25 protein-coding genes and 1 tRNA gene are annotated in these 25,454 nt (G+C 59.7%); 16 read left to right on the forward strand and 10 right to left on the reverse strand.

The features are described 5' to 3' along the window. Positions 1-151: 151 nt before the first annotated feature. The 16 genes from EXW71_RS19940 (at position 152) to nadA (ending at position 13,725) form a co-directional block, all read left to right on the forward strand. On the forward strand, positions 152-373 hold the full coding sequence (locus EXW71_RS19940; protein WP_123715710.1) for an FmdB family zinc ribbon protein: 222 nt from the start codon (positions 152-154) through the stop codon (positions 371-373). A 107-nt stretch (positions 374-480) separates the two neighbouring features. Beyond that, positions 481-2,256, forward strand: a complete 1,776-nt coding sequence (gene aspS / locus EXW71_RS19945) for an aspartate--tRNA ligase (protein WP_071489391.1) — start codon at positions 481-483, stop codon at positions 2,254-2,256. Between the two features lie 150 nt (positions 2,257-2,406). Further along, positions 2,407-3,153, forward strand: a complete 747-nt coding sequence (locus EXW71_RS19950; protein ID WP_071489392.1) for a YebC/PmpR family DNA-binding transcriptional regulator — start codon at positions 2,407-2,409, stop codon at positions 3,151-3,153. Between the two features lie 156 nt (positions 3,154-3,309). Continuing rightward, positions 3,310-3,834 (forward strand): crossover junction endodeoxyribonuclease RuvC, encoded by a 525-nt coding sequence (gene ruvC / locus EXW71_RS19955; RefSeq protein WP_016975450.1) that lies wholly within the window; start codon positions 3,310-3,312, stop codon positions 3,832-3,834. 67 nt (positions 3,835-3,901) lie between these two features. Then, entirely contained in the window at positions 3,902-4,513 is a 612-nt protein-coding gene (ruvA, locus tag EXW71_RS19960) for a Holliday junction branch migration protein RuvA (RefSeq protein ID WP_003193868.1), read from the forward strand. Then, positions 4,514-5,572, forward strand: coding sequence for a Holliday junction branch migration DNA helicase RuvB (ruvB, locus tag EXW71_RS19965; protein ID WP_134660115.1), 1,059 nt, complete (start codon positions 4,514-4,516; stop codon positions 5,570-5,572). A 151-nt stretch (positions 5,573-5,723) separates the two neighbouring features. Next, on the forward strand, positions 5,724-6,179 hold the full coding sequence (ybgC, locus tag EXW71_RS19970) for a tol-pal system-associated acyl-CoA thioesterase (RefSeq protein WP_123715708.1): 456 nt from the start codon (positions 5,724-5,726) through the stop codon (positions 6,177-6,179). Position 6,180: 1 nt separating this feature from the next. Then, complete coding sequence (tolQ, locus tag EXW71_RS19975; protein ID WP_003175799.1) at positions 6,181-6,876, forward strand: protein TolQ; 696 nt, start codon at positions 6,181-6,183, stop codon at positions 6,874-6,876. A 23-nt stretch (positions 6,877-6,899) separates the two neighbouring features. Further along, a complete protein-coding gene (gene tolR, locus EXW71_RS19980; RefSeq protein ID WP_161634127.1) occupies positions 6,900-7,352 on the forward strand; it encodes a protein TolR in 453 nt (150 codons plus the stop codon). Further along, a complete protein-coding gene (gene tolA, locus EXW71_RS19985) occupies positions 7,352-8,425 on the forward strand; it encodes a cell envelope integrity protein TolA (RefSeq protein WP_090368866.1) in 1,074 nt (357 codons plus the stop codon). Before tolR ends, tolA begins: the two co-directional genes overlap by 1 nt. 17 nt (positions 8,426-8,442) lie before the next feature. Then, complete coding sequence (gene tolB / locus EXW71_RS19990) at positions 8,443-9,723, forward strand: Tol-Pal system beta propeller repeat protein TolB (protein WP_177421600.1); 1,281 nt, start codon at positions 8,443-8,445, stop codon at positions 9,721-9,723. 55 nt (positions 9,724-9,778) lie between these two features. After that, positions 9,779-10,279, forward strand: a complete 501-nt coding sequence (gene pal / locus EXW71_RS19995) for a peptidoglycan-associated lipoprotein Pal (RefSeq protein ID WP_003209827.1) — start codon at positions 9,779-9,781, stop codon at positions 10,277-10,279. Positions 10,280-10,285: 6 nt separating this feature from the next. Next, positions 10,286-11,122, forward strand: coding sequence for a tol-pal system protein YbgF (gene ybgF / locus EXW71_RS20000; RefSeq protein WP_134660114.1), 837 nt, complete (start codon positions 10,286-10,288; stop codon positions 11,120-11,122). Between the two features lie 163 nt (positions 11,123-11,285). After that, the gene (gene queE, locus EXW71_RS20005) at positions 11,286-11,933 is read left to right on the forward strand and encodes a 7-carboxy-7-deazaguanine synthase QueE (RefSeq protein WP_123715705.1); all 648 of its coding nucleotides are present in this window, start codon (positions 11,286-11,288) and stop codon (positions 11,931-11,933) included. A gap of 212 nt (positions 11,934-12,145) precedes the next feature. Next, positions 12,146-12,221, forward strand: a tRNA-Lys gene (locus EXW71_RS20010). A 445-nt stretch (positions 12,222-12,666) separates the two neighbouring features. Then, on the forward strand, positions 12,667-13,725 hold the full coding sequence (nadA, locus tag EXW71_RS20015) for a quinolinate synthase NadA (RefSeq protein ID WP_060754176.1): 1,059 nt from the start codon (positions 12,667-12,669) through the stop codon (positions 13,723-13,725). Positions 13,726-13,917: 192 nt separating this feature from the next. Here the strand turns inward: nadA and EXW71_RS20020 are convergent, their stop codons facing one another. The 10 genes from EXW71_RS20020 to EXW71_RS20065 all read right to left on the reverse strand — a co-directional run bounded on the left by EXW71_RS20020 (position 13,918) and on the right by EXW71_RS20065 (position 25,391). Then, positions 13,918-14,406, reverse strand: a complete 489-nt coding sequence (locus EXW71_RS20020) for an RDD family protein (RefSeq protein WP_134660113.1) — start codon at positions 14,404-14,406, stop codon at positions 13,918-13,920. 94 nt (positions 14,407-14,500) lie between these two features. Beyond that, a complete protein-coding gene (locus EXW71_RS20025; RefSeq protein WP_134660112.1) occupies positions 14,501-14,713 on the reverse strand; it encodes a cold-shock protein in 213 nt (70 codons plus the stop codon). A 391-nt stretch (positions 14,714-15,104) separates the two neighbouring features. Further along, the gene (gene gcvT / locus EXW71_RS20030) at positions 15,105-16,229 is read right to left on the reverse strand and encodes a glycine cleavage system aminomethyltransferase GcvT (protein WP_134660111.1); all 1,125 of its coding nucleotides are present in this window, start codon (positions 16,227-16,229) and stop codon (positions 15,105-15,107) included. 39 nt (positions 16,230-16,268) lie between these two features. Continuing rightward, a complete protein-coding gene (locus tag EXW71_RS20035; RefSeq protein ID WP_123715703.1) occupies positions 16,269-17,645 on the reverse strand; it encodes an L-serine ammonia-lyase in 1,377 nt (458 codons plus the stop codon). A gap of 114 nt (positions 17,646-17,759) precedes the next feature. Then, entirely contained in the window at positions 17,760-20,600 is a 2,841-nt protein-coding gene (gcvP, locus tag EXW71_RS20040; RefSeq protein ID WP_134660110.1) for an aminomethyl-transferring glycine dehydrogenase, read from the reverse strand. 10 nt (positions 20,601-20,610) lie between these two features. After that, a complete protein-coding gene (gene gcvH, locus EXW71_RS20045) occupies positions 20,611-20,994 on the reverse strand; it encodes a glycine cleavage system protein GcvH (protein WP_123715701.1) in 384 nt (127 codons plus the stop codon). A 361-nt stretch (positions 20,995-21,355) separates the two neighbouring features. After that, entirely contained in the window at positions 21,356-22,864 is a 1,509-nt protein-coding gene (locus EXW71_RS20050) for a sigma-54-dependent transcriptional regulator (RefSeq protein ID WP_123715700.1), read from the reverse strand. Positions 22,865-22,983: 119 nt separating this feature from the next. Next, complete coding sequence (locus EXW71_RS20055; RefSeq protein ID WP_123715699.1) at positions 22,984-23,346, reverse strand: DUF5064 family protein; 363 nt, start codon at positions 23,344-23,346, stop codon at positions 22,984-22,986. Between the two features lie 18 nt (positions 23,347-23,364). After that, on the reverse strand, positions 23,365-24,294 hold the full coding sequence (gene arcC, locus EXW71_RS20060; RefSeq protein WP_134660109.1) for a carbamate kinase: 930 nt from the start codon (positions 24,292-24,294) through the stop codon (positions 23,365-23,367). Between the two features lie 86 nt (positions 24,295-24,380). Further along, entirely contained in the window at positions 24,381-25,391 is a 1,011-nt protein-coding gene (locus EXW71_RS20065; RefSeq protein WP_134660108.1) for an ornithine carbamoyltransferase, read from the reverse strand. Positions 25,392-25,454: the final 63 nt, after the last annotated feature.

The raw sequence follows: 25,454 nt of genomic DNA on the forward strand, positions 1-25,454 counted from the left end.
GGGCCGAGCTTCGGGCAGAAAGCCGGCTGCGCTGTCTCGATTTACCAGATATAATCCCGCGCTTTGCTGCGCATGCCGGGCTTTCTCCCCGCTCTCTGTCGAGTAATGAGCAGGCGTGGCGCAGTAATGATCTGATCGCCGAGACATCTCCATGCCCATGTACGACTATCAATGTGCCTCCTGTGGTCATCAGTTGGAAGCCATTCAAAAGATCAGTGAAGCAGCACTGGTCGACTGCCCTGCCTGCCAGGCGCCTGAGCTGAAGAAGATGTTGTCCATGCCGGGCTTTCGCCTGAGTGGCAGCGGCTGGTACGAAACCGACTTCAAGACCGGTTCGAAGAAGAACCTGGCGGGCGGCGACAAAGCAGACTGAGTTGAACTCTACGCGCAGGCTCCTGCATTATCCGTCCCCTGCTTTAATGTACGGTGACGAGGCGGGCCTCCACCGAATTTCGAATTACGAGAAGTGAAACCACTACCATGATGCGCAGCCACTATTGCGGCCAACTGAACGAGACCCTGGAAGGTCAGGAAATCACCCTTTGCGGATGGGTTCACCGTCGTCGCGACCACGGCGGGGTGATTTTCCTCGATATCCGTGATCGTGATGGTCTGGCCCAGGTGGTGTTCGACCCGGACCGCGCCGAGAGCTTTGCCGCCGCCGACCGTGTGCGCAGCGAATACGTCGTGAAGATCACCGGCAAGGTACGCCTGCGTCCGGCCGGTGCCGTGAACAAGAACATGGCGTCCGGCGGTATTGAAGTGCTGGGCTATGAACTGGAAGTGTTGAACGAGTCGGAAACCCCGCCGTTCCCACTCAATGAATATTCCGACGTGGGCGAAGAAACCCGCCTGCGCTACCGCTTCCTGGACCTGCGTCGTCCGGAAATGGCCGAGAAGCTGCGCCTGCGTTCGCGCATGACCACCAGCATCCGCCGCTTCCTCGACGAGAACGGCTTCCTCGACGTCGAAACGCCGATTCTGACCCGCGCCACTCCGGAAGGCGCGCGTGACTACCTGGTGCCTAGCCGCACTCACGCGGGTTCGTTCTTCGCCCTGCCGCAATCGCCGCAGTTGTTCAAGCAGTTGCTGATGGTGGCCGGCTTCGACCGTTACTACCAGATCGCCAAGTGCTTCCGCGACGAAGACCTGCGCGCCGACCGCCAGCCTGAATTCACCCAGATCGACATCGAGACCAGTTTCCTCGATGAAAAAGAGATCATGGGCCTGACCGAGCAAATGATCCGCAACCTGTTCAAGGAAGTGCTGGGCCTGGAGTTCGGCGATTTCCCGCACATGACCTTCGAAGAAGCCATGCGCCGCTACGGTTCCGATAAGCCAGACCTGCGTAACCCGCTGGAACTGGTGGACGTTGCCGATCAGCTCAAGGAAGTTGATTTCAAGGTGTTCAGTGGCCCGGCCAACGATCCGAAGTGCCGTATCGCCGCCCTGCGCGTGCCTGGCGGCGCGAGCATGCCGCGCAAGCAGATCGACGATTACACCAAGTTCGTCGGCATCTACGGTGCCAAGGGCCTGGCGTACATCAAGGTCAACGAGCGCGCCAACGGTGTTGACGGCCTGCAATCGCCGATCGTGAAAAACATTCCGCTGGACAATCTGAACGCGATCCTCGATCGCGTCGGTGCAGTCGATGGCGACATCGTGTTCTTCGGCGCCGACAAGGCCAAGATCGTCAGCGAAGCCTTGGGCGCACTGCGCATCAAGCTCGGCCATGACCTGAACCTGCTGACCTGTGAATGGGCTCCGATGTGGGTCGTTGACTTCCCGATGTTCGAAGAGAACGACGACGGCAGCTTCAGCGCCTTGCACCACCCGTTCACCGCGCCGAAGTGTTCGCCGGCCGAACTGGAAGCCAACCCGGCGGGCGCTCTGTCGCGTGCCTACGACATGGTGCTCAACGGTACCGAGCTGGGTGGCGGTTCGATCCGTATCCACCGCAAAGAGATGCAGCAAGCGGTGTTCCGTCTGTTGGGCATCAACGAAGCGGAACAGGAAGAGAAGTTTGGCTTCCTGCTCGACGCACTGAAGTATGGCGCACCGCCCCACGGTGGTCTGGCGTTCGGTCTGGACCGTCTGGTGATGCTGATGACCGGCGCCCAGTCGATCCGTGAAGTGATTGCCTTCCCGAAAACCCAGAGTGCTGCGGACGTAATGACCCAGGCACCGGGGGTGGTGGATGCCAAGGCGCTGCGCGAGCTGCACATTCGCCTGCGCGAGACGCCGAAGGCTGAGTAAGGCCGCTGCGTGAAAACGCACTGAGGTTTACGCAGTCAAAAAAGGCGCATCTTCGGATGCGCCTTTGCGTTACAAGGGCTGCACTTTAAAAAGAAAAGTCCGCCCTGGGGCGGGGTTGATAAGGTTTCTACAGAATTTCGGAGTTGTGTTATGGCTGGCCATTCCAAGTGGGCGAACATCAAGCACCGCAAAGAGCGTCAGGATGCCAAGAAGGGCAAGATCTTCACCAAGTGGATTCGTGAACTGACCGTTGCGGCCCGCCAGGGCGGTGGTGATCCGGGCTCCAACCCGCGCCTGCGCCTGGCGCTGGACAAGGCCCTTGGCGCCAATATGAGCCGTGACATCATTGATCGCGCCGTAGCCCGTGGTGCCGGTGCCGCCGACACCGATGACATGGTCGAACTGAGCTACGAAGGCTACGGCCCGGGCGGTGTGGCGGTGATGGTCGAGTGCATGACCGACAACCGCAACCGTACCGCGGCTGCCGTGCGCCACGCATTCAGCAAGTGCGGCGGCAACCTCGGCACCGACGGCTCGGTGGCCTATCTGTTTGAGCGCAAGGGGCAGATCACCTTCGCGCCAGGAACGGATGAAGACGCACTGATGGAGGCTGCGATGGAGGCGGATGCCGACGATGTGGTGACCAACGAAGATGGCTCCATCGACGTGTTTACCTCGTTCGCCAGTTTCTACGCGGTGCGCAACGCCCTGGAAGCCGCCGGTTTCAAAGGCACCGACGCGGAAATCGTGATGCTGCCGACCACCAGCGCCGAACTGGACCTGGACGGCGCGCAGAAAGTGTTGAAGATGCTGGATATGCTTGAAGACCTGGATGATGTGCAGAACGTGTATTCCAACGCTGACATCCCGGAGTCAGTGGCCGAACAGCTAGGCTGAAGGGCGATGTGAATCACAATGTGGGAGGGGGCTTGCTCCCGATGACGGTATATCGGTCATTTATAAATCGACTGAACCACCGCTGTCGGGAGCAAGCCCCCTCTCACATTGGAAATTCGATGTATCAAAATTTGTTTTATTCAACCCGCAGGCGTTATGACTTTAATCCTAGGTATCGACCCCGGCTCGCGCATCACCGGTTTTGGCGTGGTCCAACAGACCCCGCGTGGCTGCGTGTATGTGGCCTCGGGCTGCATCCGCACCGGTGCGGGCGAACTGGCCGAGCGCCTGCAGATCGTTTATCGCGGTGTGCGCGAGGTCATCCAGACCTATGGCCCGGTCACGATGGGCATCGAGAAAGTGTTCATGGCAAAAAATGCCGACTCGGCGCTGAAGCTCGGCCAGGCCCGCGGCGCCGCGATTGTCGCCGGTGCGGAGGAGGGCATGGAGATCGCCGAATACACCGCGACCCAGGTCAAGCAGGCCGTGGTCGGCACCGGTGCGGCCAATAAGGAGCAAGTACAAATGATGGTCATGCACATGCTCAAGCTCACTTCCAAACCGCAAATCGATGCCTCCGACGCCCTGGCCATTGCCATTTGCCATGCGCACACCCGTTCCAGCCTGCTGCCCCATGGCCTCGGTACGGCACGCAGTCGTGGCGGGCGGCTGCGTCTCTGATAGCATCAGCGCAATCGTTATTTCCGGTCAGGCTTCGATCTGACCCCAAGCTTTAAGGATCTGAACCGTGATTGGACGCTTGCGCGGCACCCTGGCTGAGAAACAGCCGCCGCACCTGATTCTGGATGTAAATGGGCTGGGGTATGAGCTGGAAGTGCCCATGACCACCCTCTATCGCCTGCCGTCGGTCGGCGAGCCGATTACGCTGCACACGCACCTGGTGGTGCGCGAGGACGCGCAATTGCTCTATGGTTTCATCGGCAAGCGCGACCGCGACTTCTTCCGCGAGCTGATCCGCCTGAATGGCGTAGGACCCAAACTTGCGTTGGCGTTGATGTCCAGCCTGGAAGTGGATGAGTTGGTGCGCGCGGTTTCGGCCCAGGACACCTCAGCCTTGACCAAGGTGCCGGGTGTCGGCAAGAAAACCGCAGAGCGCCTGCTGGTGGAGCTCAAGGATCGTTTCAAAGCCTGGGAGGTCGTACCCAGCATGTTCGCGCTGGTGCCTAACCAGCCGGATATGCCGGCGGCCCAGGTCGCCAGTGCAGAAAGCGATGCCGTCAACGCGCTGATTTCCCTGGGCTACAAGCCGCAGGAAGCAAGCAAGGCGGTGTCGGCCATCAAGGACAAGAACCTGAGCGCCGAAGACATGATCCGTCGAGCCCTGAAGGGAATGATTTAAGTGATTGAAGCTGATCGTCTGATCGCGGCCACCGGCCCGCGCGACCGTGAAGAAGTCCAGGATCGGGCCATTCGCCCCCTGAGCCTGTCCGAATACATCGGCCAGCCGACCGTGCGCGAGCAAATGGAGCTGTTCATCCAGGCTGCACGCGGGCGCAGTGAGTCCCTGGATCACACGCTGATCTTCGGTCCGCCGGGGCTGGGTAAAACCACGTTGGCCAATATCATTGCCCAGGAAATGGGTGTGTCGATCAAGTCGACCTCCGGGCCGGTGCTGGAGCGTCCGGGTGATCTGGCCGCCCTGCTGACCAATCTTGAGCCCCACGACGTGCTGTTTATCGACGAGATCCATCGGCTGTCGCCGATTGTCGAGGAAGTGCTGTACCCGGCCATGGAAGATTTTCAGCTGGATATCATGATCGGCGAAGGCCCTGCCGCGCGCTCGATCAAGCTCGACCTGCCGCCCTTTACCCTCGTGGGTGCGACCACACGTGCAGGCATGTTGACCAACCCGTTGCGAGACCGTTTCGGCATTGTTCAACGTCTGGAGTTCTACAGCACCGCCGACTTGGCGACCATTGTCAGTCGTTCGGCGAACATTCTCGGCTTGCCGCTGGATCCGGAGGGTGCGTTTGAAATCGCCCGCCGCGCCCGGGGCACGCCACGGATCGCCAACCGCTTGCTGCGTCGGGTACGCGACTTTGCCGAGGTGCGGGCCAAGGGGCATATCACCAAGGCCGTCGCGGATCTGGCATTGAACCTGCTGGATGTGGATGAGCATGGCTTCGATCACCAGGATCGACGTCTGCTCCTGACCATGATCGAGAAGTTCGACGGTGGCCCGGTCGGTGTGGACAGCCTGGCGGCTGCGATCAGTGAAGAGCGCCATACCATCGAGGACGTACTCGAGCCGTACCTGATCCAACAGGGTTACATCATGCGTACGCCAAGAGGGCGGGTGGTGACGCGGCATGCCTATTTGCACTTCGGGCTTAACATTCCGTCACGATTGGGTGAAATGCCCGTGGTAGACGAATTCCTCGATGCAGTGGACGATTAAAAAGGTTACGCCAGTCGATTTATCCGAAGTTTGTGCTGTCCTAGTGGCTGGTGTCGTCATTCAGTGGTTGGAAATATCTTCGGAATGAAGATCGAGAATGAAAAAAACAGTGACGGGCCGGATTGGCAACCTGAGGAGTAAGCACTAGAGTATGCGCGCGCAAAACGGGGATCAGTCGTTCGTACATCGCTGTCGCGTTTATTACGAGGACACCGATGCCGGCGGTATCGTGTATTACGTCAATTACCTCAAGTTCATGGAGCGGGCCCGAACCGAGCGGCTGCGGGAGCTGGGCTTTGCCCAATCCGAGCTGGCAGGAGAGGACCTGTTATTTGTCGTGCATTCCAGCGAGGCGCGCTACCACGCGCCGGCGCGGTTGGACGACGAGTTGTTGGTAAGCGCTGAAGTAATCGAATTGAACCGTGTCAGCCTGCGTTTCAAGCAGCAGGTCAGGCGGGCAACGGATGCAACGCTGCTCTGTGAGGGGCAGTTCCTGGTGGCCTGTGTGCGCACCAATAGTTTGAAACCCCGGGCCATTCCCGAAGCTCTACGTTCGGCCTTTGCCGGCGTAAGCGGCGCGGGTAACCAATCAAAGCAGGAGATTTAGCGTGGAACCTACCGTCGTCGACCATTCCTCCATGTGGAGCCTGGTCAGCAATGCCAGTGTCGTGGTTCAACTGGTGATGCTGATCCTGGTAGCCGCATCGGTTACCTCTTGGGTCATGATTTTTCAGCGCAGCAACTTGCTGCGTGCTGGTCGACGTGCCCTGGAGAGCTTTGAAGAGCGCTTCTGGTCAGGTATCGACCTGTCCAAGCTGTACCGCCAGGCCGGCAGCAACCCGGACCCGGACTCGGGTGTGGAGCAGATCTTCCGCGCCGGTTTCAAGGAGTTCTCCCGTCTGCGCCAGCAGCCCGGCGTTGATCCTGAAGCCGTGATGGAAGGCGTAGCCCGTGCCATGCGCGTCGCTATCTCCCGCGAAGAAGAGAAACTTGAGCAAAGCCTGCCGTTCCTCGCCACCGTAGGTTCGGTCAGTCCGTACATCGGTCTGTTCGGTACCGTGTGGGGGATCATGAACTCCTTCCGTGGCCTGGCCCAGGCGCAGCAAGCGACCCTGGCCACCGTTGCCCCGGGTATCGCCGAGGCCCTGGTCGCCACCGCGATCGGCCTGTTCGCTGCCATCCCCGCAGTAATTGCCTACAACCGTTTTGCCGCTCGCGGTGAAAACCTGATTGGCCGTTACTACACCTTCGCCGATGAGTTCCAGGCGATCCTGCACCGTAAAGTGCACACCAGCGAAGAATAAGCAGGTACCTCCCGATGGCTTTAATCACTCGAGCTCGAACCAAGCGCAAGCCGGTCGCCGAGATGAACGTAGTGCCTTACATCGACGTGATGCTGGTGCTGCTGGTGATCTTCATGGTGACCGCGCCGATGCTCAACCAGGGTGTGAAGGTTGACCTGCCCAAGGTTTCCAGCGAAGCCTTGCCTCAGGACAACAACACCCAGGTGCTGACCATTTCGATCAAGTCCGACAAGACCTACTACTGGAACCTTGGCAGCGAAGTCGATACCCAGAAGCAGCAGGACAAGGCGCTGACCTTGCCGGCGATGACCGATGCGGTGACCAAGATCATTCGCTCCGGCAACGAAGGCGGCAAGCACACCCAGGTCTTCATCCGCGGCGACAAGGCGGTCGACTATGGCTCCGTCATGGGCGCCATGGGCGGGCTGCAGAAGGCCGGCGTCGGTAACGTTGGCTTGATTACCGAGGCGCCCTGATGCAGCAACAGCGAGAGCCGTCCGCCTCGGAAAGCTACTTCTGGCCTAGCGTCTGGGCAATCGCCCTGCACGTCCTGGTGTTTGGCATGCTGTTCGTCAGCTTCGCCATGACCCCGGACCTGCCGCCAGCCAAGCCGATCGTGCAGGCGACCCTGTATCAGCTGAAATCGAAAAGTCAGGCCACCACCCAGACCAATCAGAAGATTGCGGGTGAAGCCCAGAAGTCGGCTGCGCGCCAGACTGAAGTCGAGCAGATGGAACAGAAGAAGGTCGAGCAGGAAGCGGTGAAGGCTGCTGCGGAACAAAAGAAAGAAGAGGCGGCTCAAAAGGCCGAGGAATCGAAAAAGGCTGACGAAGCCAAGAAAGCGGACGAGGCGAAAAAGGCTGATGAAGCCAAGAAAGCCGAGAAAGCTGCCGAAGCGAAAAAGGCCGAAGAGAAACAATTGGCTGATATAGCCAAGAAGAAATCTGAAGAAGAAGCCAAAAAGGCTGCCGAAGAAGAGGCCAAGAAAAAGGCCGCTGAAGAAGCCAAGAAAAAGATAGTCGAAGACGCGAAGAAGAAAGCCGCCGAAGACGCCAAGAAAAAAGCTGAAGCAGACGAGGCGAAGAAGAAAGTCGCCGACGAAGCGAAGAAGAAAGCTGCCGCCGACGCCCAGAAGAAAAAGGCCCAGGAAGCAGCACGTAAATCCGCCGAAGAGAAAAAGGCCCAGGCCTTGGCAGATTTGCTCTCGGACACGCCTCAGCGTCAGCAAGCCTTGGCCGATGAACGTGGTGACGACGTCGCGGGCAGTTTCGACGACCTGATTCGGGCGCGGGCAGCAGAAGGTTGGACGCGTCCACCTTCGGCACGTAAAGGTATGACAGTAGTGCTGCAGATCGGCATGTTGCCGGACGGTACGGTGACTTCGGTCAGCGTGGCCAAGTCCAGTGGTGACGGTTCGTTCGACAGTTCAGCGGTTGCCGCGGTCAAGAATATTGGCCGGTTGACCGAGATGCAGGGAATGAAACCAAGCGACTTCGCTCCCTATCGTTCATTCAAGATGACATTCACACCTGAGGATCTAGCCTTGTGAGAAACCTTCTTCGAGGAATGCTTGTCGTTATTTGCTGTATGGCAGGGATAGCGGCGGCGGATGAAAAGAACATCCTGGTCACCAGCGGTAGCGATCGGGCCACTCCGATCGCCGTTGTACCGTTTGGCTGGCAGGGCGGCAGCGTGTTGCCGGACGACATGGCCCAGATCGTCAGCGACGACCTGCGCAACTCCGGTTACTACGCGCCGATTCCGAAAGGCAACATGATCAGCCAGCCGACCCAGGCCAGCGAAGTCATCTTCCGTGACTGGAAGGCAGTGGGTGCGCAGTACCTGATGGTCGGCAGCATTGTGCCCGCCGGCGGTCGCCTGCAGATCCAGTACACGTTGTTCAACGTGGCCACCGAGCAGCAGGTCCTGACCGGCAGCGTATCGGGTACTGCCGAACAACTGCGCGACATGGCTCACTACATCTCCGACCAGTCGTTTGAAAAGCTCACCGGTATCAAAGGTGCTTTCTCGACGCGTCTGCTGTATGTAACCGCTGAACGTTTCTCCGTAGACAACACGCGCTACACCTTGCAGCGTTCGGACTACGACGGTGCCCGCGCCGTGACCCTGCTGCAATCCCGTGAGCCAATTCTGTCGCCACGTTTTGCGCCGGACGGCAAGCGTATTGCCTATGTGTCGTTTGAGCAGAAGCGTCCGCGTATCTTCGTCCAGCACATTGATACTGGCCGTCGTGAGCAGATCACCAACTTCGAAGGCCTCAACGGTGCGCCCGCCTGGTCGCCGGATGGTTCGCGCCTGGCGTTCGTGCTGTCCAAGGACGGCAACCCGGATATCTACGTGATGAACATGGCTTCGCGCCAAATCAGTCGCGTGACTTCAGGCCCAGGCATCAACACCGAGCCGTTCTGGGGCAAGGATGGTTCGACCATCTACTTCACCTCCGACCGTGGCGGCAAGCCGCAGGTCTATAAGGCGAACGTGAATGGCGGTGGGGCAGAGCGCGTTACTTTTATTGGTAACTACAATGCCAACCCTAAGCTTTCGGCTGATGAAAAGACGTTGGTGATGATTCACCGTCAGGATGGTTTCACTAATTTCCGGGTTGCGGCCCAGGATTTGCAGCGCGGAACCGTAAAAATCCTTACAGATACCAACCTTGATGAGTCAGCCACTGTTGCGCCCAACGGCACCATGGTAATCTACGCCACCCGCCAGCAGGGCCGGGGAGTCTTGATGCTCGTGTCCATTAATGGACGTGTAAGGCTCCCGCTTCCTACCGCACAAGGCGAAGTCAGAGAACCATCCTGGTCCCCTTACCTGAACTGACGCGGCGCTACAAAAAGATTTGCTTAACACACTGGGGTTCATTAGGAGTTTCACGATGGAAATGCTGAAGTTTGGTAAGTTTGCTGCTCTGGCTCTGGCTCTGTCCGTAGCCGTTGGTTGCTCGTCTAAAGGCGGCGACAATGCCGGTGAAGGCGCAGCTGTTGATCCAAACGCTGGTTACGGCGCTAACACTGGTGCAGTTGACGGCTCCCTGAGCGAAGAAGCTGCTCTGCGCGCTATCACCACTTTCTACTTCGAATACGACAGTTCTGACCTGAAGCCAGAAGCCATGCGCGCTCTGGACGTTCACGCCAAGGACCTGAAAGCTAACGGCGCTCGCGTTGTTCTGGAAGGTAACACTGACGAACGTGGTACTCGTGAGTACAACATGGCACTGGGCGAGCGTCGTGCGAAAGCCGTTCAGCGCTACCTGGTACTGCAAGGTGTTGCTCCAGGCCAACTGGAACTGGTTTCCTACGGTAAAGAGCGTCCAGTTGCTACTGGCCACGACGAGCAGTCCTGGGCTCAAAACCGTCGCGTCGAACTGCGTAAGTAATTCGTCATGCGAACGTGCCGTCGTGCTCTAACTGTATTGGCTCTCAGCCTCGCACCGCTTGCGGTGTGGGCTGCGGTTCCTGTGGAAGATAGCAACTCTGGCTATAACAATAGCGGGAGCAGTTATCCGCCAGCGGGTTATGGCACGAACGGCGCCTATGCTGGGGGAGCGGCTACGTCCGCCCCCTCGGCACAGGGCGAACTGTTCAACCAGCTGCAACGCATGCAGGATCAGATCGCGCAGCAACAAGGCGCCATTGAAGTACTGCAAAATCAAGTAAACCAGCTGAAACAAGAAGGCCTGGAGCGTTACCAGGATCTTGATCGACGTATTGGAGCCGGCGTTACACCAGCCGCTACTCCTGATAATTCTTCTGCCGGTGGCGCGCCAAGCGCTGCCGTCGGTGGTGCAGCAGCAGGGGCCGCGGCCGCCAGCCAAGCCCCTGCTGCCAGCAGCGAACCGGGTGATCCGGCGAAGGAAAAGCTGTATTACGATGCTGCTTTCGACCTGATCAAAGCCAAGGATTTCGATAAGGCCAGCCAGGCCTTTACCGCATTCCTGCGTAAATACCCGAACAGCCAATACGCGGGCAATGCTCAGTATTGGCTGGGCGAGGTCAACCTGGCCAAGGGTGATTTACAGGCAGCAGGCCAGGCGTTTGCCAAGGTCAGCCAGCTGTACCCCAAGCACGCCAAGGTACCGGATTCACTGTACAAACTGGCTGACGTAGAACGTCGCCTGGGTCATGCCGACAAGGTCAAAGGCATTCTGCAGCAGGTGGTTGCCCAATATCCGGGCACTTCCGCCGCACAGCTGGCTCAGCGGGATCTGCAACGCTTGTAAGCAATGCAGCCGTTTAGAAGAAACCCGCGCCTGGCGCGGGTTTTTTCGTTAGAATCCACGCCCTTTTATGACACCCGCTTCCTGGGGTTGACGCGTTGACGCGATCCCTTGAAGTGCCTGACGGAGGCGGACAGCCTGTTTAGCTGTTACGCCCGTGGCGACTATGCAAGACACATTACGCATCACCGAAGTTTTTTACTCTTTGCAGGGTGAAACGCGAACTGCCGGCCTGCCCACCGTTTTTGTACGGTTGACCGGTTGCCCTTTGCGTTGCCAATACTGCGACAGCGCCTACGCCTTCAGTGGCGGTACGGTGCGTACCCTCGACGACATCCTGGCCCAAGTTGCGGGTTACAAGCCGCGTTACGTCTGCGTGACGGGGGGCGAGCCTCTGGCCCAACCCAATGCCATCCCTTTGCTCAAGCAGTTGTGCGATGCCGGTTACGAGGTCTCGCTGGAAACCAGTGGAGCCCTGGATATTTCCGCCGTCGACTCGCGCGTAAGCCGTGTGGTTGATCTCAAGACTCCAGGCTCCAAGGAAGCGCACCGCAATCTGTACGCGAACTTGGACCTGCTGACGCCCAACGATCAGGTCAAGTTCGTGATCTGCTCCCGTGAGGACTATGACTGGGCGACGTCCAAGCTGATTCAATACGGGTTGGAGCGCCGGGCAGGCGAGGTGCTGTTTTCCCCAAGCCACCATGATCTGAATGCCCGTGACCTGGCTGACTGGGTAGTGGCTGATAATCTGCCGGTGCGCCTGCAACTGCAGCTGCATAAATATCTGTGGAACGACGAGCCGGGGCGCTGACAGGGGATACGTTCTGCGTATCAAGCGGTGTGCGGCCATCCTGTTACGGCCTTGACGAGCCGGCCGGGCCTGGGGAATGTGACGCCTGCCGACCACGTTTAGAGGGCTTCAAACCGGCCGGTATTACGGCCCCAACACATTATTTCTGATTTATTTTAAATAAGGTGTTGAATAGTCCTTAAAAATCAGTATTATACGCGCCACCACACAGCGGGTCGTTAGCTCAGTTGGTAGAGCAGTTGGCTTTTAACCAATTGGTCGTAGGTTCGAATCCCACACGACCCACCATATTTGGCGGTTTAGAAAATCCGGAAGGCCCACGAAAGTGAGGATTTCCGGGTTTTTTTTTGCCTTGTGAAAAAGCGCCGCCTGCAATGGGTGGCGCGCAGGGGCTTAGCCAAACCGCCCAGCATCGCGGTGTGCTGGGTTGGATTGAAGGTTAATGAGGACGGCTTGGTGCTGAGCATGCGGCCCAGGCCAGCAAAAAATCCCAGGAAATCCTCGCCCGTTTGCAAGACTCGATTCTGCTGCAGGACGACCCCGCCGTTATTGCCCGACAGGCGCGTCTTTAAGAACGCCAGATTAGGCTTTTGAATCCATTCGATATTCTGTAGCCTTGCGCAGCTTCACCGTGCTTGATGAATACAATCACTTCGTCCGGCGGCGCCCGAAAGGCTCCAGAGCCGGTGGTACACTCGACTTTCGCGCAACTGCGCCTGCAGGTCTTGCGAACATGACGCAAATTTCCGAACGCCTACTGGTTCAAGCCCACCTCGACGCCAAGCAGCCCAAGGCCCTTAGCGCCGACGAAGAGGCGAGCCTGCGAACCGCCATCGCCGCCGAGCTTAAAGCTCAAGACGCGGTGCTGGTCGCCCACTTCTATTGTGACCCGGTGATTCAGGCCCTGGCCGAAGAAACCGGTGGCTGCGTCTCCGACTCCCTGGAAATGGCCCGCTTCGGTGCCGCTCACCCGGCCAAGACCGTACTGGTCGCCGGTGTGCGTTTCATGGGCGAGACCGCGAAAATCCTCACCCCTGAAAAACGCATCCTCATGCCGACCCTGGAAGCCACGTGCTCCCTGGACCTGGGTTGCCCGGTGGACGAGTTTTCAGCGTTCTGCGATCAGCATCCCGAGCGCACGGTGGTGGTGTATGCCAACACTTCGGCGGCGGTCAAAGCCCGAGCGGATTGGGTCGTGACATCAAGCTGCGCGTTGGAGATCGTCGAGAGCCTGATGGACAACGGCGAGACCATTATCTGGGGGCCGGACAAGCACCTGGGCACCTATATTCAGCGCCAGACCGGTGCCGATATGCTGCTGTGGGACGGGGCCTGCATCGTTCACGAGGAGTTCAAGTCCAAGCAACTGGAGGACATGAAGGCGCTGTACCCGGATGCCGCGATCCTGGTGCACCCGGAGTCGCCGACGTCGGTGATCGAACTGGCCGACGCTGTCGGTTCCACCAGCCAACTGATTGCCGCTGCCCAGCGTTTGCCGAACAAGACCTTTATCGTCGCCACCGATCGCGGCATCTTCTACAAGATGCAGCAGCTGTGTCCGGATAAGGTCTTTGTCGAGGCGCCTACCGCCGGTAACGGCGCCGCGTGCCGTAGTTGCGCACACTGCCCGTGGATGGCGATGAACACGCTGGAGCGCACGCTGCAATGCCTGCGTGAGGGCAGCAACGAGATCTTTGTCGAACCCTCGGTTATCCCGCAGGCCGTGCGCCCGCTCAAGCGCATGCTGGATTTCACCCAGGCCGCACGCCTCAAGCTTGCCGGAAACGCCTGACCCGGGGTAAACGCTCCCACATTTGGATAGCGGCGTATTGGCTAATGCCAGTCAGTTAAGCGTAAGTGCCATCTGTAGGAGCGGGCTTGCTCGCGAAAAACGTCAACGATAACGCGTGTTGCCTGAATGAACGCGGCGTCTGTGAATTTTTCACGAGCAAGCTCGCTCCTACAAAAAATTAGGCGTATTGGCTTACTTTTTCTGCTTGGGAATCCGCACCAGCTGCGTGTCCGAATAGATGTCATGCCAGCTGCGTTTGCGCTTATCGAACAGCGACCAGATAAACCCCAGCCCCACGCACAACCACGACGCAATCGACACCACAAAGCGCAGCAGCGCCTGCCACAGGCTGATGCGTGACCCGTCGGCGTTCTGTACGCGCACGCCCCACACCTGCATGCCCAGGGTTTGCCCGGAATGGGTCCAGAACTTGGCGAAGAACCCAAACAGTACAAACAACAGAATAGTCGACAGCAAGGGGTCACCGTCCAGTGCGCCGGACTCGGTGAGGGTGCGCATCCTGGCTTCGCCGATAAATGCGATCCACACCAGCTTGTAGATAAACGCCGTGACGATCAGCAGGGCGGTGCACAGCAGGAAGTCATAGAACATCGCTGCCAGTCGACGGCCCAGGCCAACGGCGGGGAACTCGCCTTGGGGATTCAGCAAGGGTTTGGACATGGCAGGGCTCTCAAAATAAAAAAGCCATTCTACGAACAAACGCGCATAAAAAAGCCCCTGATGTCACCATCAGGGGCTTTTTGTCGCAGGAAGATCAGGCTTCTGCTTGTACTTCATCAGCCTGCATGCCTTTCTGGCCTTGCACGGCTTTAAAGGTGACTTTCTGGCCTTCTTTCAGGCTCTTGAAGCCGTTGCCCTGGATAGCGCGGAAATGCACGAACAGATCCGGACCGCTTTCTGGAGTGATAAAACCAAACCCTTTCTCGTCGTTAAACCACTTGACGGTGCCGCTCTGACGATCAGACATTTTCTTCTTTCCTTTGACGCTAAAAATTAATGACAGCCTCTTTCACATGAAAGAGTACTGGGCTGGGTTGCAGGAAAGTAAGAGACGTCGAACGGGTTGTAGCAAACTTTGGCTACTGCCCAGGTCCAGGTTCCAAGCGACCCATGCAAACACAGTAACTAAACTCTACGCCAACTAATACAGAAAAAACAAGCCCTGCCAAAAGCCCTGGTTTTGCTTGGCCTGATGACACTTTGGTCAACAATGCGCCGCTGGTTATATTCGATAGAAGGGATCACTTGTTATAGGTTTACCCCTAATATATTGACTATCGTCGATGCACTGTTTTATGGCGGTTGCGTTACAGTTTAGTGCACGTTAACGCAACCGCGTTACTTATAGGAACAGTCACTCAGCCGCGATAGTAACGTTGCGGCACAAATGGCATTTTACTTACACGAAGTGGCACCTTTTTCCCACGTACCAATGCAGAGACTTCGGTGTCCAGCGCCGTGTGCGCGCTGTCCAGGTAACCCATGGCCAGCGGGCCGCCCAGGCTTGGACCAAAACCGCCGCTGCAGACGGTGCCGATCACGGTGCCGTGTTCGTCGACGATTTCCGCACCTTCACGGACCGGTGTGCGTTCTTGGGGCAACAGGCCTACGCGCTTGCGGTTCACGCCGGTTTGTTGCTGAGTGAAGATGCGATCTGCGCCGGGGAAACCACCGGCACGTGCGCCGTCGGCCCGGCGTGCCTTGGAGATCGCCCACAGCAAGCTGGCTTCGATCGGCGTGGTGCCGGTGTTCATGTCGTGGCCATACAGGCACAGGCCGGCTTCCAGGCGCAGTGAGTCGCGGGCTCCCAGGCCGATGGCCTGCACTTCGGTTTCGGCCAGCAGGCTGCGCGCCAGGCTTTCGGCATTGGCGGCGGGCACCGAGATTTCGAAGCCGTCTTCACCGGTGTAGCCGGAGCGGCTGACATAGCAGTCCACGCCCAGCAAGCGCAGGCTGGCGAACTGCATAAAGGTCATCTTGCTGACCTCCGGCGCCAGGCGCGCCAATACCTTGACTGCCGCCGGGCCTTGCAGGGCCAGCAGGGCGCGTTCTTCGAACAGCGGCTCGATGGTGCACTGGTCGCCGATATGTTTGCGCAGGTGCGCCAGGTCCTGATCCTTGCAGGCGGCGTTGACCACCAGGAACAGTTCGTCGTTACCCAGGTTGGCCACCATCAGGTCATCGAGGATGCCGCCCTGCTCATTGGTGAACATCGCGTAACGTTGCATGCCCACCGGCAGGTCGATGATGTCGACCGGCACCAGGGTTTCCAGGGCTTTGGCGGCATTGGCGCCGGTGAGGCGGATCTGGCCCATGTGGGACACGTCGAACAACCCGGCCTGTTCACGGGTATGCAAGTGTTCCTTCATCACGCCCAACGGATACTGTACCGGCATGTCGTAGCCGGCGAAGGGCACCATGCGCGCGCCGAGTTCGATGTGCAGCGCATGCAATGGAGTTTTCAACAGGGTTTCGGTGGACATATTCAGCTCCTGAAAAACGTGCTGGCGCGCTTTTGGACATCAGCACTCGATAATGTTGACTGCCAAACCGCCACGGGCGGTTTCCTTGTATTTGCTTTTCATGTCGGCGCCGGTCTGGCGCATTGTGCGGATCACCTTGTCGAGGGACACAAAATGTTGCCCATCGCCGCGCAAGGCCATGCGCACCGCATTGATCGCCTTGACCGAGCCCATGGCGTTGCGCTCGATGCACGGCACCTGCACCAGCCCGCCAATCGGGTCGCAGGTCAGGCCGAGGTTGTGTTCCATACCGATCTCGGCGGCGTTTTCTACCTGGGACACACTGCCACCCAATACTTCGCACAATGCGCCGGCCGCCATGGAACAGGCCACGCCTACTTCACCCTGGCAGCCGACTTCGGCGCCGGAGATCGACGCGTTTTCCTTGTACAAAATGCCGATGGCAGCGGCGGTGAGCAGAAAACGCACCACGCCGTCTTCATTCGCTCCCGGGATAAAGCGCATGTAGTAATGCAGCACCGCCGGCACGATACCGGCCGCACCATTGGTGGGCGCCGTGACCACGCGTCCGCCGTTGGCATTTTCTTCGTTGACCGCCAAGGCATAGAGATTGACCCAGTCGAGCACCGACAGAGGGTCGCGCAGTGAGGATTCGGGGTTCTTGCACAACTGCCGGTGCAGGGCCGCCGCACGGCGCTTGACCTTCAAACCGCCGGGCAAAACCCCTTCGTTGCGACAGCCGGCGTCCACGCAGTCCTGCATCACCTGCCAGATCTTCAGCAGGCCGGCGCGGGTTTGCGCCTCAGGCCGCCAGGCACTTTCATTGGTCAGCATCACCTGACTGATGGACAGCCCATAGGTGGTGCAATGGCCCATCAGGTCCTTGGCGTGCTTGAACGGGAAGGTCAGGGGTGTGGCATCTTCGACGATCCGGTCGGCGCCGGCGGCGTCTTCATCCACCACAAAACCGCCTCCGACCGAGTAGTACTCGCGGCTGCGGATCTGGATGCCGGCGGCGTCGAAGGCGCGAAAAATCATGCCGTTGGGGTGGTAGGCGAGGGGTTTGCGAATCATCGCCAAGTGTTCTTTCTCGTTGAACACAATGCTGTGTTCACCCAGCAGATTCAGGCGGCCATCCTGACGCATGTGCGCCAAACGGGCAGCCACTGTGTCGGTATTCACGGTGTCCGGGTGTTCGCCTTCCAGGCCCAGCAGTACGGCCTTGTCGCTGCCGTGGCCTTTGCCGGTGGCGCCGAGTGAACCATAGAGTTCCACCTTGACGCAGGTGGTGGCGCTCAGCAGGTTGTCACGCTTGAGCCCCTCGACGAAGCGAGCGGCGGCGCGCATCGGGCCGACGGTGTGGGAACTGGAGGGGCCGATGCCAATCTTGAACAGGTCGAACACGCTAAGGGACATGGTTGTTCTCCGGTTTCTTGTTATGGGGGCAGCGGCAAGTAGCAAGCCACAAGCTGCAAGAAAAAGCCGCTTGGCTTTTAACGTGCAACTTGAAGCTTGCGGCTAATGGCTGCTTTACGCGTAGCTCTCGATCGACGGGCACGCACACACCAGGTTGCGGTCGCCAAACACGTTGTCGACCCGACCCACGGGCGGCCAGTACTTGCCTTCGATCAGCGAGGCAACCGGATACACCGCCTGTTCGCGGCTGTAGGGGTGGCTCCATTCACCCACCAGTTCCGCCGCGGTGTGCGGCGCGTTCTTGAGCGGGTTGTCGTCCTTGTCCAGGGTGCCGTTTTCCACCGCGCGGATTTCTTCGCGGATGGCGATCATGGCGTTGCAGAAGCGGTCCAGTTCTTCCTTGGACTCACTTTCGGTCGGCTCGATCATCAAGGTCCCTGCGACCGGGAACGACATGGTCGGCGCATGGAAGCCGAAGTCGATCAGGCGCTTGGCTACGTCGTCCACGCTGATGCCGCTGCTGTCTTTCAGCGGGCGCAGGTCCAGGATGCATTCATGCGCCACCAGGCCGTTGCTGCCGGTGTACAGCACCGGGTAGTGCTCTTCCAGGCGACGGGAAATGTAGTTGGCGTTGAGGATCGCCAATTGCGAGGCGCGCTTGAGGCCCGCGCCGCCCATCATGCTGATGTACATCCAGGTGATTGGCAAAATGCTCGCGCTGCCGAACGGCGCCGCGCACACCGCGCCTTCCTTGCGTGCCATGGCCGCGTGGCCCGGCAGGAATGGCGTCAGGTGGGATTTGACGCCAATCGGGCCGACACCCGGGCCGCCACCACCGTGAGGAATGCAGAAGGTCTTATGCAGGTTCAGGTGGGACACGTCGCCGCCGAACTTGCCCGGTGCGCAGAGGCCGACCATGGCATTCATGTTGGCGCCGTCGATGTACACCTGGCCGCCGTTGTCGTGGATGATGCCGCAGATTTCGCGGATACCTTCCTCGAACACACCGTGGGTGGACGGGTAGGTGATCATCAGCGCGGCCAGGTGGTCGCGGTGTTCGATGGCCTTGGCGCGCAGGTCTTCGATATCAACGTTGCCACGGGCGTCGCAGGCAGTGACGACCACGCGCATGCCGGCCATGTTGGCGGTCGCGGGGTTGGTACCGTGGGCCGACGATGGGATCAGGCAGATGTCGCGGCGCTCTTCGCCACGGCTTTGGTGATAAGCACGGATGGCCAGCAGGCCCGCGTATTCACCTTGGGAGCCGGCGTTCGGTTGCAGCGAGATCGCGTCGTAGCCGGTGGCCGCGCAGAGCATGGCTTCAAGCTCAGACGTCAGTTGCAGGTAGCCGGCGCTTTGTTCGGCAGGGGCGAACGGGTGCAGGGCACCGAATTCGGCCCAGGTTACCGGGATCATTTCGCTGGCGGCGTTGAGCTTCATGGTGCACGAGCCCAGCGGGATCATGGTGCGGTCCAGCGCCAGGTCCTTGTCGGCCAGCTTGCGCAGGTAGCGCATCAGCTCGGTTTCCGAGTGATAGCGGTTGAACACCGGGTGGCTGAGGATGGGCGACTGGCGCAGCAGGGCGGCTGGCAGGGTGCTTTCAACGCCGGCGTTGAAGTCCGGCAGGGCTTTGCCATCGGCGAAGATCGCCCACAGGGTTTCGATATCGGCCTGGGTGGTGGTTTCGTCCACCGAGACACCAAGGCGCTCGGCGTCCACCACGCGCAGGTTGATGCGCTGGGCGCGGGCCTTGTCGTGCAGGGCCGCGGTATTGGCGCCGGTGTTGAGGGTCAGGGTGTCGAAGAAATTCGCTTGTTCGACCTTCTGGCCCAGGCTGGTCAGGCCCTTGGCCAGGATCGCAGTCAGCTGGTGTACGCGCTGCGCGATCTGGGTCAGGCCTTTCGGACCGTGGTACACCGCGTACATGCTGGCGATGTTGGCCAGCAGTACCTGGGCGGTGCAGATGTTGCTGGTGGCTTTCTCGCGACGGATATGTTGCTCGCGGGTTTGCATGGCCAGACGCAGGGCCGGCTTGCCGAAACGGTCCACGGACACACCGACCAGACGCCCCGGCATGTCGCGCTTGAACGCATCCTTGGTGGAGAAATACGCCGCGTGCGGGCCACCAAAGCCCAGCGGTACGCCGAAGCGCTGCGCACTGCCGATGGCCACGTCGGCGCCGAACTCACCCGGCGGGGCCAGCAGCGTCAGCGCCAGCAGGTCAGCGGCCACGGCCACCAAGGCGTTGGCGGCGTGGAAACGCTCGGTCAGTTCGCGGTAGTCGAACACATCACCGTTGCTGGCCGGGTATTGCAGCAGGGCGCCGAAGAACGGGCTGACGTCGGTCAGTTCGCGCTCATCGCCCACCACGACATCGATTCCCAGGGGCTCGGCACGGGTGCGCAGTACGTCGAGGGTCTGTGGATGGCTGTGCACCGAGGCAAAGAAGGCGTTGCTGCCCTTGTTCTTGCTCAGGCGCTTGCAGAAGGTCATGGCTTCGGCGGCGGCGGTGGCTTCGTCGAGCAGGGACGCGTTGGCGATCGGCAGGCCGGTGAGGTCGCTGATCAGCGTCTGGAAGTTCAGCAGCGCTTCCAGGCGGCCTTGGGAGATTTCCGGCTGGTACGGGGTGTAGGCGGTGTACCAGGCCGGGTTTTCCAGCAGGTTGCGCAGAATCGGCGATGGCGTGTGGCAGTTGTAGTAACCCTGGCCGATGTACGTCTTGAACAGCTGGTTCTTGCCGGCGATGGCCTTGATCTTGGCCAGGGCCTCGGCTTCGCTCAGGCCGTCTTCCAGGCCGAGCACGCTGGTGCCCTTGATGCTTTCCGGGATCACGCTGGCGCTCAGGGCTTCCAGGGAATCGAAGCCGAGGCTGGCGAGCATCTGCTGCTCGTCTGCCTGGCGCGGGCCGATGTGGCGGGCGATGAATTCGTTGGCGGTGCTGAGATTGATCGTCATGGCGTGCTCCTCAAGCTTCAGCGTTGGCTTTGATCAGGCGGTCGTACGCATCCTGATCCAACAGCTTAGCTACTGCGTCGGCATCAGTAGGTTTGAAGCGGAAGAACCAGCCTTCGCCCATTGGGTCTTCGTTGACCAGTTCCGGGCTGCCATCGAGCTTGTCGTTGACTTCAAGGACTTCGCCGTCCAATGGCATGTACACACCGCTGGCGGCTTTTACCGACTCCACGGTGGACGCTTCGGCACCCTTGTCGTAGCGCTGCAACTCCGGCAGTTGCACGAAAACCACGTCACCCAGCGCGTTCTGCGCAAAAGCGGTGATACCCACGGTGACGCTGCCGTCAGCTTCGGCGCGCAGCCATTCGTGATCTTCAGTGAAACGCAACTCGCTCATGGAAACTCCTCAGGGCCAGATTCGTCTGGTGGACGGGATAGGAATAATGAAGAGTTGCTTAGCAAAAACGCGGCCAATGTCATTAAGTTGTTTTAAATCAACAAGTTAATAAAATTGGTTATGAAGTTATGCCCGTTGGCTGTAGCGATTTCGCTACAGCTGAGCCGTCGAAAAAAAGCCTATGTGGATCAAAGCCTTGCATGGCGCGCAAAAAGCAGGGTTGTAGCGATATCGTTCCACTGTAGCGCTTTCAGTACATCGGATGTCGTTCTCAGACCAAAATCCGGCACTGCATACCCAAGGTGGGAAAGGGCACGGCCCTGACACAGGGCCTGTATTGCACAGTTAAATCCCGTCGTCGTCAGGGCTTGTTGGGAATGCCGTATTTGCGCAATCGATGGGCGATGGCGGTGTGCGAGGTTTGCAGGCGGCTGGCCAGTTGCCGGGTCGAGGGGTAGCTGGTGTAGAGCGTTTCCAGGAGGTTGCGCTCGAAGTCTTCCACTGCCTGTTCCAGGCTGTCGACTTCGCCGTCGCTTTGGCGGGCGACCGAGGTGCCGGCGATGTCCAGGTCACCGATGTCGACCAGGCTGCTTTCGCAGATGGCCGCGGCGCGGAAGATCACGTTTTGCAACTGGCGCACATTGCCCGGCCAGCGGTTGCCGAGCAGCGCCGGGTAGGTACCGGGCGCCAGGCGGCAGACCGGGCGCTGGATCTGCGCGCAAGCCTGCTGCATGAAATAGCGGGCGAGCAGCAGGATGTCCTGGCCGCGTTCGCGCAATGGCGGCACTTCGACGTTGAGCACATTGAGTCGATAAAACAGGTCTTCGCGAAAGGTACCTTCGCTGACCATTTTTTCCAGGTCGCGGTGGGTGGCGCTGAGGATGCGCACATTGACCTTCACTTCACGGTCGCCCCCCACGCGACGGAAGCTGCCGTCGTTGAGAAAACGCAGCAGCTTGGCCTGCAGATACGGCGACATTTCGCCGATTTCATCGAGGAACACCGTGCCCTGGTTGGCCAGCTCCATCAGCCCCGGCTTGCCGCCGCGTTGGGCACCGGTGAAGGCACCCGGCGCGTAACCGAACAACTCACTTTCGGCGAGGTTTTCCGGCAGTGCCGCGCAGTTCAGCGCCAAAAACGGCGCACTGTGCCGTGCACTGATCGCATGGCAAGCGCGTGCCACCAACTCTTTACCCGTGCCGGTTTCGCCCTGGATCAATAATGGCGCGTCCAATGCCGCCACCCGTTGTGCCCGCGCCTTGAGAGTACGAATCACCGGGGACTCGCCCAGCAGCGCATCAAAACCTTCGGCATGGTCATGGTGCAACGCCGACAGTTGTTCGCCGATACGGTTGGGCGGGTACAGGGTGAGCAGGGCACCCGCGTCGGTGATCGGCGTGGCGTCCAGCAGTAAGGTCTGGCCGTTGACGCTGATCTCGCGCAGGGGCAGGCGGAAGCCGTGTTCCAGCAGCGTGGCCAGCAGGGCCGGGTCGTTGAACAGCTCGCTGATGCTCTCGCCGGCGGGTTCGCGGCCATACAGGGCGATCAGTGCCGGGTTGGCCAGCAGGATCTTGCCGGCGCTGTCCAGGGCCAATACCGGGTCGGTCATGGCGGCGAGCAGGGCGTCGAGCTGCAGATGGCGGCGCTGGCCGGGGAGAATGTCGACCACCGTCACCGCCTGCACGCCCTGCACGCTGAAGAGCGCATCGCGCAGTTCTTCCAGCACCTCGGCGCTGAGCGTCGGCGCATCGATGTAGACGTTGGGCGGCACCATTTCCACCGCATCCAGGTTGAGGTTGCGCCCACCGAGCAGGGCCAGGACTTCCTGGGTGATGCCGACGCGGTCGATGAAGCTGACGTGGATACGCATGGAGACGATTCTGGAGAGCGAGAGGCGGCAAGTATGCCTGACAGCTGGTGGAGATCAAAAATGTGGGAGAGGGCAAGCCCCCACCCACATTTTCCAGGGTTGTATCAGGGAGGGCCGGATTAAGCCAAGTGTTCGGGCTTGACCGGGTCCCCGGATTTCATATCCAACTGATGCCGCACATCTTCAAACATCAGATCGTAGTGCTTGTGGTGCGAACCGATGCTGCTGTGGGTTTTGGGAATGCCGTACGTTTCGACAATCTTGGTCACGTTGCTGGCGAAGTTGTACGCCTTATCCTTGGGCAGGAAGAACGTTTCCTTCAGGTCCTTGCCCTGGACGGTGCCATGCAAGGTGAACTGCATGCCTTTACCTTCGCTTTGATCCGTGACGACTTCGTAGTCCAGGCACAGGTCGTAGCTGACATCGTCCTTGTTCAGCGCATGTCGTTCGATATGCAGGTGACCCGGTTCAAAGGTGGCCATAGGCGTATCTCCTCTACTTCACAGATAGGTGATGCCAGGTTTTGCCGTGCTGATGTGTGTGCCGGCGTGGCCCTGGACGATGGCTTCGATGTCCGAGAGTGAACCGATGACCGCCGTTTTGCCAGTCCGGCGGGCGAACTCGCAGGCCGCCTGTACCTTTGGCCCCATGGAACCGGCGGCAAAGCCGAGTTTTTCGATTTCGTCCGGATGGGCCTGGGCGATCGCTTTCTGGGTCGGCTTGCCGTAGTCGATGAAGGCCGCGTTGACGTCAGTGGCGATCACCAGCAAGTCAGCCTCCAGTTGCGACGCCAGGAGCGAGGAGCACAAGTCTTTGTCGATCACCGCTTCGATGCCGCGCAGCTTGCCGTCTTCGCCGTACATCGTCGGGATGCCGCCACCACCGGCGCAGATCACGATGCTGCTTTTTTCCAGCAGCCATTTGATCGGGCGGATTTCAAAGATACGTTTTGGGCGTGGGCTGGCGACCACGCGACGATACTTGTCGCCGTCCGGAGCAATGGCCCAGCCTTTTTCGGCGGCCAGCTTTTCGGCCTCGGCCTTGGAGTACACCGGACCGATAGGCTTGGTTGGGTTCTTGAACGCCGGGTCCTTGGCGTCGACTTCCACCTGGGTGAGCAGCGTGGCGAACGGCACTTCGAAGTCCAGCAGGTTGCCCAGTTCCTGTTCGATGATGTAGCCGATCATGCCTTCGGTTTCGGCCCCCAACACGTCCAGCGGGTACGGCGAAACCTGGGTGTAGGCCGCCGCCTGCAACGATAGCAGGCCGACCTGCGGGCCGTTGCCGTGGGCGATCACCAACTCGTTGCCCGGGTGGATCTTGGCGATCTGTTCGGTGGCGATCCGGATATTGGCGCGTTGGTTGTCCGCCGTCATGGGTTCACCACGGCGGAGCAGGGCGTTACCGCCCAGTGCAACGACGATACGCATACAAAAGTCCTTCCGTAATTCTACGTGGCGAACACGGGCAGAATGTGGGAGCACGTCCGCTCCCACAATTGACCGCATTCCTTCAGTTACAAGTCAGCCAGGGTCGAAACCAGGATCGCCTTGATGGTGTGCATGCGGTTTTCCGCCTGCTCGAAGGCGATGCAGGCAGGCGACTCGAACACGTCATCGGTCACTTCGATACCGTTGGCCAAGTGCGGGTACTGTTCGGCGATCTGCTTGCCGACCTTGGTATCGCTGTTATGGAACGCCGGCAGGCAGTGCATGAACTTGGTGCGCGGGTTACCGGTGGCTTTCATCAACTCGCTGTTGACCTGGTACGGCAGCAGTTGCTTGATACGCTCGGCCCAGGCTTCCACTGGCTCGCCCATGGACACCCACACGTCGGTGTGGATGAAGTCCACGCCTTTGACCGCGGCTTTCGGGTCATCGGTGAGGGTGATGCGTGCGCCGCTTTCTTGCGCGTATTGCTTGCAGCGGTCCACCAGGTCGTCGTGAGGCCACAAGGCTTTGGGCGCGCAGATGCGTACGTCCATGCCCAGCTTGGCGCCCACCAGCAGCAGGGAGTTGCCCATGTTGTTGCGCGCATCGCCGAGGTAGGCGTAGCTGATCTCGTGGATCGGCTTGTCGGCGTGTTCACGCATGGTCAGCACGTCGGCGATCATCTGGGTGGGGTGATATTCATCGGTCAGGCCATTGAACACCGGCACGCCGGCGAACTTGGCCAGTTCCTCGACGATCTCCTGTTTGAAGCCACGGTATTCGATGGCGTCGTACATGCGACCCAGTACGCGGGCGGTGTCCTTCATGCTCTCTTTGTGGCCGATCTGCGAGGAATTAGGGTCGATGTAGGTGACGTTGGCGCCCTGGTCATAAGCCGCCACTTCGAAGGCGCAGCGGGTGCGTGTCGAGGTTTTTTCGAAGATCAGCGCAATGTTGTTGCCCTTGAGGTGCTGCTGCTCGGTGCCGGTGTACTTGGCGCGCTTGAGGTCGCGGGACAGGTCCAGCAGGTAGCGCAGCTCGCGTGGGGTGTGGTGTTCCAGGCTGAGCAGGTTACGGTTGTGGATGTTGAACGCCATGATGATTCTCCTTGGATTCGGTAATCGGCCCGGTCGGCTTCGGGTGGAAGCCGCCGGGAAGAT

Origin of the sequence: Pseudomonas sp. BCA17 (assembly GCF_004519405.1) — a bacterium.
Classification (GTDB): domain Bacteria; phylum Pseudomonadota; class Gammaproteobacteria; order Pseudomonadales; family Pseudomonadaceae; genus Aquipseudomonas.

What these genes read in the sequence shown, in the direction of transcription:
- tolB (WP_177421600.1), top strand. Translation starts at nt 8,443, where the DNA reads ATGCTTGTCGTTATTTGCTGTATGGCAGGGATAGCGGCGGCGGATGAA.
- gcvT (WP_134660111.1), bottom strand. Translation starts at nt 16,229, where the DNA reads ATGTCCACCGAAACCCTGTTGAAAACTCCATTGCATGCGCTGCACATC.
- ybgF (WP_134660114.1), top strand. Translation starts at nt 10,286, where the DNA reads ATGCGAACGTGCCGTCGTGCTCTAACTGTATTGGCTCTCAGCCTCGCA.
- EXW71_RS20020 (WP_134660113.1), bottom strand. Translation starts at nt 14,406, where the DNA reads ATGTCCAAACCCTTGCTGAATCCCCAAGGCGAGTTCCCCGCCGTTGGC.
- EXW71_RS20035 (WP_123715703.1), bottom strand. Translation starts at nt 17,645, where the DNA reads ATGTCCCTTAGCGTGTTCGACCTGTTCAAGATTGGCATCGGCCCCTCC.
- pal (WP_003209827.1), top strand. Translation starts at nt 9,779, where the DNA reads ATGGAAATGCTGAAGTTTGGTAAGTTTGCTGCTCTGGCTCTGGCTCTG.
- EXW71_RS20050 (WP_123715700.1), bottom strand. Translation starts at nt 22,864, where the DNA reads ATGCGTATCCACGTCAGCTTCATCGACCGCGTCGGCATCACCCAGGAA.
- EXW71_RS20055 (WP_123715699.1), bottom strand. Translation starts at nt 23,346, where the DNA reads ATGGCCACCTTTGAACCGGGTCACCTGCATATCGAACGACATGCGCTG.
- EXW71_RS19950 (WP_071489392.1), top strand. Translation starts at nt 2,407, where the DNA reads ATGGCTGGCCATTCCAAGTGGGCGAACATCAAGCACCGCAAAGAGCGT.
- queE (WP_123715705.1), top strand. Translation starts at nt 11,286, where the DNA reads ATGCAAGACACATTACGCATCACCGAAGTTTTTTACTCTTTGCAGGGT.
- nadA (WP_060754176.1), top strand. Translation starts at nt 12,667, where the DNA reads ATGACGCAAATTTCCGAACGCCTACTGGTTCAAGCCCACCTCGACGCC.
- ruvC (WP_016975450.1), top strand. Translation starts at nt 3,310, where the DNA reads ATGACTTTAATCCTAGGTATCGACCCCGGCTCGCGCATCACCGGTTTT.
- gcvH (WP_123715701.1), bottom strand. Translation starts at nt 20,994, where the DNA reads ATGAGCGAGTTGCGTTTCACTGAAGATCACGAATGGCTGCGCGCCGAA.
- gcvP (WP_134660110.1), bottom strand. Translation starts at nt 20,600, where the DNA reads ATGACGATCAATCTCAGCACCGCCAACGAATTCATCGCCCGCCACATC.
- arcC (WP_134660109.1), bottom strand. Translation starts at nt 24,294, where the DNA reads ATGCGTATCGTCGTTGCACTGGGCGGTAACGCCCTGCTCCGCCGTGGT.
- EXW71_RS20065 (WP_134660108.1), bottom strand. Translation starts at nt 25,391, where the DNA reads ATGGCGTTCAACATCCACAACCGTAACCTGCTCAGCCTGGAACACCAC.
- tolA (WP_090368866.1), top strand. Translation starts at nt 7,352, where the DNA reads ATGCAGCAACAGCGAGAGCCGTCCGCCTCGGAAAGCTACTTCTGGCCT.
- ybgC (WP_123715708.1), top strand. Translation starts at nt 5,724, where the DNA reads ATGCGCGCGCAAAACGGGGATCAGTCGTTCGTACATCGCTGTCGCGTT.
- EXW71_RS19940 (WP_123715710.1), top strand. Translation starts at nt 152, where the DNA reads ATGCCCATGTACGACTATCAATGTGCCTCCTGTGGTCATCAGTTGGAA.
- EXW71_RS20025 (WP_134660112.1), bottom strand. Translation starts at nt 14,713, where the DNA reads ATGTCTGATCGTCAGAGCGGCACCGTCAAGTGGTTTAACGACGAGAAA.
- aspS (WP_071489391.1), top strand. Translation starts at nt 481, where the DNA reads ATGATGCGCAGCCACTATTGCGGCCAACTGAACGAGACCCTGGAAGGT.